We start from the raw sequence: 11,580 nt of genomic DNA on the forward strand, positions 1-11,580 counted from the left end.
TCGAGATGAATCTTGCGTGAATTTTAGGACAACCGAGCGCTTACTTCTGTTGACTCGTCCGTGACGTCCGGTAAGTGCGAAGTGCGGCCAAGAGCTTTCCGTTGCTGTCTTCGATACTCACCGTGATCGCTTGAGGGGACTCATCCCCTAGAAAGTAGCGCCTCGCGCCCACCGGTGACGCCCGCGGGTTTTTTGTCGGACCCCTCCGATAGAACTACGCGCACCTGTTCGTGAGGAGGATCGGTTGTGACAAGCGAGAGCGTCGCCTACGAGCGGCGCAGCGCAGCCCCAGTCATCGCGCCCGTGCGGCCGCGCAAGCTGGCCAAGGTGCCGTTCGTCGAGCTCGCCGAGGGCCGGCTGCAGGGGGTGGTGTCGAGCGGGTCCGACGTCTCGCGGGTCTACGTCTCGTCGATCACCGCGGGCGAGCACGGCCTGAGCTGCAACACCAACAACAACCGCCCGTGCGGCGGGCTCGGCGGCGCCCACCCCTGCAACCACCTGCGCGCCCTGGTCGAGGCGGCCGTCGCGCAATACGGTGCCGGCCGCGTCGCCCGCTATCTCAAGGTCGAGCCGCCCGAGAGCGAGACCGGCATCTGGTCGGTGCTGCACCCGGTGGCCGCCCAGGGGCGCACGCCCGAGGTGTTCAGCAGCTTCCTGCGCCACCTGGCCTATCTCGAGGTGCCGCCGACCGCCGACCCGCTGCCCGAGCTGCAGTGGTTCCCGGCCGCCGGGGCGGTGCGCTGATGCTCGCCGACACGCTCAACGCCCGTCCGTCCGGCCTGGCCGAGGCGTTCGCCCTGGTCGACGGCCTCGACGACGCTCTCGTGCACGGCCTGGCCCGGCTCGACGACGATCGTGCCGCCGCTCTCGACGCGCTGGTCACCGCCTTCTCGGCGACCCCGCTGGCCGACCGGGTCACCGACGCGATCGGCAAGATCGTCTCCGGTACGGTCACCGACGACCACCTCGCCGTGCTGGCCGGCTGCCGGGTGGCCCTGCTCGGCGCGGCCCACGACGCCCTGCTCGGCGGCCTCGACACCGCGCTCGGCCGCAGCCGCGAGCCCTTCCCGGCCGCCGGGGCCCCGGGTGAGGCCGGTCACCTCGTCGCGGGCAGCCGGTCGTGGCTGCGCGAACTGGCGATCGCCGGCTGGCACGGCGTCGACCACGAGCTGGCCGCCGCCGGCTCCCCGGCGGTGCGGGCGCTGCTCGCCGATCCGTCCCGGCGCCGCCTCGCGGTGCTGCTCGACGGCTTCGCGGCCGAGCTGCGGGCGGCCGCCCCGGTCGCGACCCTGCCGCGCGTGCCGGTGCGCCGCTGGGCCGACCTCTGGGCCCGCGCGCTGATCCTCTCGCAGGACGACCTGCCCGCCGGCCCCGCCGCCCCGGTCGACGGCCGATTCCTGATCCTCGGCGCCGACCTGCACGAACATCCGACCGTGTTCCGCTGCCAGGTGCACGGCCTGCTCGAGACGGCCGGCCAGGTGCGGCTCGTGCGCACCAGTGTGGCCGCGGCCAAGGTCGACACGATCAGCGGCGCGTCCGCCTGGCGCATGCTCTCGGCGTTCCCGGTCCTGTTGAGCGGCCTGGCCGGCCATCGCTGCCTCGACGTGTCCGAGATGACGCTGACCGCCGGCGGCGATCTGCTCTGGGACGAGACACGCGCCTCGGCGGGCGAGCCGGCCGATCCGTTCGCGAGCGCCCGCGTGCTGCTCGGCGGTGCGGTCGCGGCCTCCACGGCCCCGCTCGACCGGCACCCGGCCGCGATCGCCGAACCGGTGCTGATCGAGGGCTACACAGCCACCACCGAGGCGCTCGACCTGGGCGGCGTCACGGTCGGCCTCGACGTCGAGCGGCTGCCCGCCGCCGGTCCCATCACCCCGGAATCGGTTGCCGCCTCGACCGCGGTCATCGGGCTGCTGCGTTTCGACGGCGATCGCTGGGTGATCCAGCCGCTCGCCGTGCAGACCACCGTCCGCAAGAAGCCGGTCGTTCTGCACACCGGCGATTGGGCGCTCGGCCCCACCGAGGCCAAGGCGGCCAAGGCCGAGGCAGCCGCCGGCACCGCCGTCGACGTGCTGCGCGAACGCGCGGGAAGGCTGCTGCGCAAATGACCACCGCGGAAAACCGGCGACAGGCCCTCTACTGGCGGCTGCTGGCCCGCCTCTTCGACCCCGACGAGCAGGCCGCGCTCGAGTCGTCGAGCGTCGCGATCGTCGACGACCTCGGGTTGCCGGCGGCGCTGCTCGACCCGACCGTCTCGATCGACAACGTGGTGCAACGGTTCCCGCAGCTGGCCGCCGAGTTCGACGGGCTGATGACCCCGGGCGACGACGATCGTGAGGGCGAGGTCCGCCGCGCCGCGCTCGCCTCGAAACTGCTGCTCAACGTCTTCGCCACCGGCTCCGGGGCGGTCAGCGCCGGCCAGCTGGCCCGATGGCAGGCCGACGCCGGCTGGTTCGAACGCGCGCTCGGCCACGAGCCGGGCCGGCTGCGCGGCCGGCCCGAGGGGCAGGTGCTGGCCGGTCTCGAGGGCGACCTGGTCAAACGCATGCACCTGCGCGAGGTGCTCGCCGACCCCCGGCTCGCCCAGCAGCTCACCCCCAGCATGTCGCTGATCGAGCAGCTGCTGCGCGACAAGAACAATCTCGACGGTGTCGCCCTCGCCAACGCCAAGCGGCTCATCCGCCGGTTCGTCGACGAGGTCGCCGAGGTGCTGCGCACCCAGGTCGCGCAGGCGAGCGCCGGCACGATCGACCGGTCGATCCCGCCGAAGCGGGTGTTCCGCAACCTCGACCTCGACCGCACGATCTGGAAGAACCTGCCCAACTGGAACCCCGACGACGAGCGCCTCTACGTCGACCGGCTCTTCTACCGGCAGACCGCGAAACGGGTCACCCCGGCCCGGCTGATCGTGGTGGTCGACCAGTCCGGTTCGATGGTCGACTCCATGGTCAATTGCACCATCCTGGCGTCGATCTTCGCCGGCCTGCCCAAGGTCGACGTCCACCTCATCGCGTACGACACCCGCGCTCTCGACCTCACGCCGTGGGTGCACGACCCGTTCGAGGTGCTGCTGCGCACCAAGCTCGGCGGCGGCAACGACGGGCCGGTCGCGATGGCCCTGGCCCGCCCCAAGATCGCCGACCCGCGGAACACCGTCATGGTGTGGATCTCCGACTTCTACGAGTTCGACCGGTCGCAGCCGCTGTTCGACGGCATCGAGGCGGTACACCGCTCCGGCGTCCGCTTCATCCCGGTCGGCTCGGTCAGCAGCTCGGGCACCCAGAGCGTCAACCCGTGGTTCCGCCAGCGCTTCAAAGACCTGGGCACCCCAGTGATCTCCGGTCAGATCCGCAAGCTCGTCGTCGAGCTCAAGAACTTCATCGCCTGAAAGGGGCCTTTTACATGAGTGACATGCTGCGCGCGCCCGCCGAGATCAAGTACGCCGACGAGCTCGACTGGCTCGAGTCGATCGACGACGGACCCAAGCCGTACTCGTGGCGTCTGAGCCCCAAGATGGTGCGCCTGTTCATCCTCGGCTCCGAACGCGCCGACGGTCTCGACCGCGACGTCGAACAGAAGTGGTACGGCGACCGCAGCTTCGTCGAGCGGTCCATCGTCACCCTCGCCTCCGACCGGGGGCTGCTGCTGATCGGCGACCCGGGCACCGGCAAGAGCTGGCTGGCCGAGCTGCTGTCCGCCGCGATCAGCCGCAATTCCACGCTCGTGGTGCAGGGCACCGCCGGCACCACTGAAGATCACATCAAGTACTCGTGGAACGTCTCGATGGTGATCGCCAAGGGCCAGTCCCGCGCCTCGATGATCCCGTCGCCGATCATGACCGCGATGGAGGGCGGCGTGATCGGCCGCTTCGAGGAGCTGACCCGCTCCACCAGCGACGTCCAGGACGCGCTGATCTCCATCCTGTCCGAGAAGTACGTCTCGATCCCCGAGCTCGACACCGACAACATCGTCTTCGCCAAACCCGGCTTCTCGATCATCGCGACCGCGAACAGCCGCGACCGCGGGGTCAACGACCTGTCCTCGGCCCTCAAGCGGCGCTTCAACTTCGTCCGCATCCCGGTCGTGACCAACAAGAAGAGCGAGGCCGAGATCGTCCGCTTCCGCACCGAGGAACTGCTGCGGCGGCACAACATCGAGCTCGAGGTGCCGCCCACGCTGCTCGACGTGCTGCTGCAGAGCTTCGCCGACCTGCGGGCCGCGGCCGGCGCGGCCGGCAGCGACGACGAGAAGCTCGAATCGGCGCTGTCCACCGCCGAGCAGATCGGTGTGCTGGAAGACGCGATCCTGCACAGCAACTTCTTCGGCGCCACCGCCCTGAACGCCGAGACGCTGGCCGGTTCACTGGTCGGCTCGCTGGCCCGGCGCAGCCCGGAAGACCTGGCCATCCTCAACAAGTACTGGCACGGCGTCGTCGAACCGCGCAGCAAGGAGAACGGCGGCGAGTGGACCGGCTTCCTCGAGGGCGGCCGCCAGGCGATCGCCACCCTGTCATGAGCAGCCCTTTCGACGCCCTGCGCGACCAGTTGCTCGGGGCCGCCGAGGCTCTCGGCGACGGCCCGGCCGCCCTGCCCGAGATCCTCGCCGGCATGGTGGACGACGTCGACCACGCGCTGCGCGAGCCGTTGGAGATCTTCCCGGTCTGCCACCACTCGCCGGCCTCGGCGCTGGCCATGGTGCGCCGGCTCCGCGAGAAACAGCCGAAGGTCATCTACCTGGAGCTGTGCGAAGACCTGACGCCGTTGCTGACCGAGCTGCGCAACTGCCGGCTGCCGGTCGCGCTGCAGGCCTTCGCGTCCGAACTCGACGGTTTCCCGGTCGAGTCAGCGCCGCTGAGCGTCATCGCCCCGATCACCGAGGGCTCCGCCGAATACCAGGCCATCGCGTACGCGCTGGAGACCCCCGGCGTCGAGCTGGTGCTGGTCGACCGGTCCACCGATCACGTCTTCCAATGGCAGCCCGGCCCGTCGGCCGAGCCCGGCACCGAAGCGCCCGAGGAAGACCTGCACGGCGACGCGGTCGGCCTCGAGATCGGCGACCTGCGGCCGCGCTTCGCCGAGCTCGAGGAACACCTGCTGCACCACGGGCGGGTGCGGCACTGGTCGGAGTGGTGGGACCAGTACGTGGAACAGCCGCTCGCGGGCGCCGACCACGACACGTACCGGCAAGTGATGGTGTTGATCGGAAGCCTGTTCCGGCGGCTGGCTCCGCACGACACCGCGCGATGGGACAGCGACGAGGACCGCGAACGGTACATGTGGACGCGCATCCGCGAGCACCTGGCCACGAGCGGCGTCGACCGGGCCGACTGCATGTATGTGTGCGGGGCGTTCCACGCGGCCAGCCGCCTCGCCGAGGTGGGGTCGGCCGACGGCACCCCCGACTTCGCGATCACCCCGCGCACCGGCACGAAATGGCTGTACGGCCTCATCCCGAGCAGTCACTCCGCGATCGAGGCGCAGTTCGGGCTCGCGCCCGGCTCCGTCTCGATCGCCGCCGCCACCTGGCAGAAATCGCTGACCAAGACCCGGCTCACGCCCTTCGAGCTCGCCGGGCAGAAAGGCAACCGCAAGAAGACCCGTAAGGCGCTGCCGCCCCCCGCTGCCGGGACGGCGCCGGCCGACCAGCTCACCGGCTACCTGTCCGGCCCGCCGGTGCTCGACGGGCTCGACGAGGAAGAGCTGCGCGGCTGGTGCGTCGACATCGTCCGGCTCGCCCGCCGCAGCGGCTACCTGGCCAGCACGGCCGACGCGATCGCGATCTTCGAGACGTCGATCCTGCTGGCCGGACTGCGCGGCCGCGCCCGGCCCACGCCGTACGACTTCTCCGACGCCGCGGTCACCTGCATCGAGAAAGACGTCGTCCCCGGCCGCCGCGACGTGCGCCGGCTCTGCGAGATCCTGCTCGGCGGCGACCGGGTCGGCCAGGTCGGCTACGACGCGCTGCCGCCACTGGCCCGCGACGTCCACGACCGGCTCGCGCCGCTCGGCCTCAACCTCGAACAGCGCACCATCCAGCGGGCCCTGCTCGACCTGGCCGCGAAACCCGAGCTGGCCCCCTGCTCCCAACTGCTGTGGATGCTGCGCTACCTGCTGCCCGACCAGGCTGTGCGCCCGGTCATCGGCTCGCGCCGGCTGGGCGAGAAACACCTGCAGGAGAGCTGGGACCTCGACCTCGGCCGCCACCAGCGCGCCGTGATCGAGCTCGGCTACGAGGGCGTCACCGTCGAACAGGTCCTCGAGCAACGCCTGCGCCGGGCGGCGTGGGACCCGAAGGCGACCGCGGCCGTGGCGCTCAAGGCGGTCGAGGACTCGCTGCTCTTCCTGGCCAGTCCCCGCCTGACCGACGAGCTGGGCAGCCGGGCGGTCGAACTGCTGTCGACCGAACGCACGGTCGACGACGCCCCGGTCGTGCTGCGCCGCATCCGACGGCTGCTGGCCCACTACCGCAGCACGGCCCCGGCCCTGCCCGGCTGGTGCGAACGGTTCGTCACCGAGGGGTACGCGCACTACTGCACCCTGTTGCCGACCGCGTTCGTCGACGACGAGGCGGGCGTACGGCAGGTCGGCGCGATGCTCGGCTTCCTGTTCAGCATGGAGAGTCTGGCGCTGTCGCTCGGTTGCGACCGCACCCAGCTCGAACTGGCCGTGATTCAGTCCCATCCGGAGTCGCCGGCCAAGGTGGCCCTGCTCTGGGCGGCCCGGCACCAGTTGGGCGCCCTGCCGATGCCCGAGCTGCGCACCCGCATCGACGAGCTGCTGGCCAACCCGCTCGTCGTCCCGGCGTTCCCGCAGTATGTGAGCGGTTTCGTGCAGGCGCTGGAGCCGGTGCCGCGCCTGGCGCCGTTCGTGGTCGAGACGTTGTCGAAAGCGTTCGCCCGCCTGCCCGACCCGGTGCTGCTGCCCTGGCTGCCCACCCTGATCACCACGCTGCGCGACCAGGCGGCCGAACTGGTCCCGGTCCTGACCCGAGAGGCGGGCCGCACGTTCCCGGGCACCCTGGCCGCCCTCGACGACTGGACCCCGCCGTGGAACGCCCGCCGCGTGATGCCCTCGGCGGCGGGCGGGGCTTTCGCCTTCCTCGCCGACCAGCCCGCAACCACCGACGCGGTCGCCGAACTGCTCGGCTGCCCCGGCGACTGGCCGCCACCCGAGCCCGCCGGCGCCGCCGCCCCCGCGACTCTGCTGACCGATTTCCCGGAAACAGCCGCCGCCGTGGAGGTGATGCTGGCCGGGGCCGGGCCGACCATTCGCAGTACCTTGCTGGGATGAGTCTTCTTGACGACGTGGGTGAACGCGACGGCTGGCGATGCTGGGTCTGCGACGAGGCGGTCGACGCCGGCATGTCGGTGAACGATCCGCGGGGCCCGAGCGTCGACAGCCGCACCGCCGACCGCAAGGCGAAGATCGCCGAGCGGCTCGCGCACCGGGCGTGCAACACGCGCAAGGGCGCGGTCAAGGTCGTCATCGCCTGGCCTGACCGGCTGCACGTCGTCGAGCCCGCGCCGCTGATCACCGTGGCCGAGCGGCTGGAACGCAAGGGCGGCCGCGAACTGGTCGCCCGCTGCCCGAGCAGGAAGGACGCCCAGGAGGCGGCTGATTGGCTGCTCGACCGGTTCTCGCGGCTCGTGCCGGGCCTGCCGGTGACCGCGACCGTCGACGCCGGCGGCGGCCAGTTCCTCGTCGCTCTGGCCGCGGGCCGCCGCTGACAGTCTTTGAGTGGCGTGGCGATGACATGCTGTGAAGTCTGTCTCCCCACGCCACCGCGAGTCTGGGACACTGCGACAGACCACAGTGGCCAGTCAGCGGACGGAGTGCCCGTGTGACCGAGTCGATCATTGCTCGCGTAGCCCGCACCACGGTCGAGCGCGCAGCCCCCGAAGAGCTGTTGTTCTTCGACGCCGCGGCGGCGGCCTATGCGAGCAGGTCCGGTCGAGCCACGCCGCGGCGGGGCCGCCGAGGCGACGAGGCACTCGGCTACGGAGTGTCCGAGGTGGTCGACCTGGTGACTCCGGTGGCGCTCACCGTGGCGGGCGCGGTCGTCGCCCATCTCGCCGATCGGGTGGGCGCCGCGGCCAGCGCGCGGACCGGCCGGCTCGTCGAACGGCTGGGCAGCCGGCTGCGGCGGCGCCCACCGGCGCCAACCCGCCTGCCTGAGCTGAGCGCGGAACAGCTCGACGTGATTCGCGCTCTGGCCGAGGAACGGGCGAGGGCGCTCGGACTGGCCGAGGACCGCATCGCGCTGTTCGTGGACGCGTTCATGGTGAGCGTGCAACGACACAGCGGTGAAGCGAGCCCCGACGAGATAGCCGAGTCGTGACCGGCAAGGATGCGAGCCCCGCGCCGCCGACCGGCATGGTGGTGCGGTTCTTGATGGTGATCGTGCTCAGCCTGGGCACGGCTGCGACCTTCTACGCGGTGATGCTGGCGGCCGGCCCGGCCGAACGCGAGCACACAGTGCAGTGCCGCAAGCAGGCCGGCATCAACACGGTGACCGGGGTGGGCAGCACCGAGGCATACCGGAACTTCAACCGCTGCGACACCGCCAACATCCGCCGTGAGTTCCGAAACCTGCTGACCGGCGCGCTGGTGGTGGCCCTCGGCGCGGCGCTGTTCTACCGGTTCCAGCCCGCCTACAAGCGCCGCCGCCAGCGACTGGTGCCGCTCACGTCGCTGGGCGAGGGCATCGCGCCCGTCCAGGAGCGCATAGACCAGCTGGTCGCCGAGGCCGGGCTCGCGTCGACGCCCGACATCGTCGTCGACCCGCTCAGCCGCGACGCCGGAGGACTTGCGTTCGGGCGGTTCCGCCGACCGGCGATCCGCCTCGACGCCGGCCTGCTGACCCGCTTCTCCTCGGACCCGGCTGCGTTCGACACCGTGGTGCGGCACGAGTTGGCGCACGTCCGCAACGGTGACATCGGCATCACCTATCTCACGATGGCGGTCTGGCGCAGCTTCGTGCTGCTGGCGCTGGTCCCCGTGCTCGTCGTCGAGTTGTACAGCATCTGGCAGGTCGCGCGGAGTACCGGCGAACCCCTGCGGGCGATCGGCGCGGGACTGACCGGAACCGGGTGGCGCATCGCCGCGCTGATCCTGGTCGTCTATCTGGCCCGCAACACCGTGTTGCAGGGCCGCGAGATCGCCGCTGACGTCCGGGCCGGGAGCGGCGACGTGCCCGAGCGCCCTGAGGCGGGCGGCGTCGCGCGGATCGTGGCCGCGATCCGTTTCCGGTTCGGTACGCACCCGTCGCCGCAGCTACGCCGCCGGGCCGCGCAGGAGCCCACCGGCGTCGTGCCGCTGACCCCGCTGGAGATGCTGCTCGCCGGCTGCACCATCACGGTGGCCTGCGACGCCGTCTACCCGATCCTGTATTTCCTGCCCACGTCGAGACTCGTTCTGGTCTACACACTGAGCGTTCTCTTCGCGACAGCGTTCGCCGGCCTGCTGGTGGTCGCCGGCTGGCGCTGGATCATCGCGGCCGACCAACGCCGGCCCACCCCGCGCCTGCTGATCGTTCCCGCCCTGGCGGCCACGGCCGGCCTGGTGCTCGGCCGCTTCGTCTCCCTGGCCTCGTACGGCCAGACCGGTTCCTTCGTGCGGTTCTTCCCGACCCGGGCGGGCCTGCTGCTCGTGGCCGAATTGCTCGCCGTGGCAGTGCTGCTCCCGCTCTGGGCGGCGTACTGCCTGAGGATCCGCCGCGCGGCCACCGGCTCCGAGCCCAGTCGCGGCCCGATCGCGCTGATCCTGCTGAGCGGGGTGCTGATCGCGTACGCGTGGATCGGCACGTGGGCGATTCCCGGCTGGGACATCACCCGGCGCGCCACCGTCGCCATCAGCGCCGCCGCCGGCACCACCGCTGCCTCGGCGCAATGGTCGCCGTTCGACCGCCCGATCGGCGTCATCGCGATGAACCCGATCCACCTCTTCGAAGGTTCGGCGGCAATCGCCCTGGTCGCCGCACTGCTGCCGTGGCTCGTTCCGGTCGCGCTGGCCGGGCCGGGGTTGATCGGCTCGCGGGCGCTGCGGGCCGGAGTGGCCGGCGGCTTGGCCGCGGTCGCGGCCGACCTCGTGCTGCGGGCCGGGCTGCGCCTGACAGTGTCGCCGGAGGTACGACAAGAGACGGCGTTCGTGTTCGTCGTCTTCTGCATCGAGGTGTGCGTGCTTCTGGTAGTTCAGGTCGTGGTCGCCGCCGTGGTGGCGTCCCGGGCCGGGCCAGGGCGGGTCGTCGGCGGGCTGTTCGCGGCGTTCGTGTCGGTGCTCGTCGGCGTCGCCGGCATGTCAGTGTGGTCGGTGCTGTCCGGCTGCGTGCCCGGCGTCGCCTTGCGCGCGGCGTCCTGCGCTCCGGGCGCGACGGTCGGATTCCTCTTCGCGACCTGGCGGGCGGCCACGGTCACCGGGCTCGTCCTCGCGCTGGCCGGCGTCGGGCTGGGCATCACAGCGGCCCGATACCGCGATCGCCGCCGGGCGACCGCCGATGTCGTGCCGGCCGCCGCGACGACCCGTAGCCACCGGAAGGTGGTCGCCGGGCTCGTCCTGCTCACCCTGCTGTGGACCGCCGGAACCGCGATCGCCCGGCCCCACACCGCACCGGAGGGCCGCGACTACACCGCCGGCTTCGCCATCCCCGCCAACGTCTCGCTCATGAACCGGGGCGGCACCACGGCGGAACAGGCCGAGGCCTGGCGCAGTGGCGGCGGTTCGCAAGCCATCGCCGATCTCGCGCGGGCGCTCAATTCGCTCTACGGCTCACTCAACGCCGACGTGACCACCTCGTTGGCGGGTGATCTGCGGATCGCCGCCGACGCCTTGGCGCTGGCCCGGACGTTCCCGCCGATCCCGGATGCCGCTGTGCAGAAGCAGTGGGCCACGGCGTTGCAACTGGCGGAGAAGGCGCTCGCCGGCACCGACGCCTACGACAGGTCACCCGGCAGCTACGACCGAATCCTGGTGATCTTTTCGTTGCTGGAGGCCATGGTCAACCTGTTCGAAACCAGCGACCAGCTCAAGGCGCTCATCGCCAAGGGCGGCTGAGGACAGAACGCCCAATCACCGGAGAACCCAAGCGCCGGATAAAGAGAAAGGCCATACAGCTCGAAGCTGTATGGCCTGGTGATGCTTGGTGCGCCGCGTAGGACTTGAACCTAAAACCCGCGGATTAAGAGGGGCGCAGGGCAGGTGAACATCGGCGCACAGGTCGAGCGTGGCGAACACCATTCGCATCGTCGTGCGCGGCGGTCCCAGGTAGAGGTCTGAGCGGAGGGGCGCTCAGCGGCTGGGCAGCCGAAATTGCAGGCCCATGCTGCGGCCGACTACCGGGTAGAAGTCGAAGCCGCCTGCCGCCAGGGGATTGGAAGGATATGGAGGCGGCACCGTGTGGGGTCGAGGGCGTATGTGTCGAAGGCGATCAGGTATTCCTCGTTGGTGGCGAGTGCTTGAGCTCGGCGGACTTCTGATTCGCCGAGGGCAATTGGGCCGTCTGCGGCCATCACGGTAGCAACGGTCTCGAGTGTGCCGGGGCCGCCGGGTGCTGCTCGTGGCGGAGCGGTGCGTCCACGCTTCCACC

General features: G+C 71.1%; 8 protein-coding genes. All 8 read left to right on the plus strand.

The features are described 5' to 3' along the window. Positions 1 to 246 precede the first annotated feature (246 nt). The 8 genes from EER30_RS32250 to EER30_RS32285 all read left to right on the plus strand — a co-directional run bounded on the left by EER30_RS32250 (position 247) and on the right by EER30_RS32285 (position 11,048). Complete coding sequence (locus tag EER30_RS32250; protein ID WP_127504442.1) at positions 247 to 744, plus strand: hypothetical protein; 498 nt, start codon at positions 247 to 249, stop codon at positions 742 to 744. Then, complete coding sequence (locus EER30_RS32255; protein ID WP_127504443.1) at positions 744 to 2,108, plus strand: hypothetical protein; 1,365 nt, start codon at positions 744 to 746, stop codon at positions 2,106 to 2,108. The genes EER30_RS32250 and EER30_RS32255 overlap by 1 nt, the downstream gene beginning before the upstream one ends. Further along, positions 2,105 to 3,388 carry a vWA domain-containing protein gene (locus tag EER30_RS32260; protein WP_127504444.1) on the plus strand — a complete coding sequence of 428 codons (1,284 nt, stop codon included), beginning with the start codon at positions 2,105 to 2,107 and terminating at the stop codon, positions 3,386 to 3,388. Before EER30_RS32255 ends, EER30_RS32260 begins: the two co-directional genes overlap by 4 nt. Before the next feature lie 14 nt (positions 3,389 to 3,402). Continuing rightward, a complete protein-coding gene (locus EER30_RS32265) occupies positions 3,403 to 4,515 on the plus strand; it encodes an ATP-binding protein (RefSeq protein ID WP_127504445.1) in 1,113 nt (370 codons plus the stop codon). Beyond that, on the plus strand, positions 4,512 to 7,289 hold the full coding sequence (locus EER30_RS32270) for a DUF5682 family protein (protein ID WP_127504446.1): 2,778 nt from the start codon (positions 4,512 to 4,514) through the stop codon (positions 7,287 to 7,289). The genes EER30_RS32265 and EER30_RS32270 overlap by 4 nt, the downstream gene beginning before the upstream one ends. Next, the gene (locus EER30_RS32275; RefSeq protein ID WP_127504447.1) at positions 7,286 to 7,726 is read left to right on the plus strand and encodes a hypothetical protein; all 441 of its coding nucleotides are present in this window, start codon (positions 7,286 to 7,288) and stop codon (positions 7,724 to 7,726) included. The genes EER30_RS32270 and EER30_RS32275 overlap by 4 nt, the downstream gene beginning before the upstream one ends. Before the next feature lie 113 nt (positions 7,727 to 7,839). Continuing rightward, a complete protein-coding gene (locus tag EER30_RS32280; protein ID WP_127504448.1) occupies positions 7,840 to 8,337 on the plus strand; it encodes a hypothetical protein in 498 nt (165 codons plus the stop codon). Continuing rightward, complete coding sequence (locus tag EER30_RS32285; RefSeq protein ID WP_127504449.1) at positions 8,334 to 11,048, plus strand: M48 family metalloprotease; 2,715 nt, start codon at positions 8,334 to 8,336, stop codon at positions 11,046 to 11,048. The genes EER30_RS32280 and EER30_RS32285 overlap by 4 nt, the downstream gene beginning before the upstream one ends. The last annotated feature ends 532 nt before the right edge of the window (positions 11,049 to 11,580 follow it).

The organism is Actinoplanes solisilvae (genome assembly GCF_003999975.1).
GTDB lineage: Bacteria > Actinomycetota > Actinomycetes > Mycobacteriales > Micromonosporaceae > Actinoplanes > Actinoplanes solisilvae.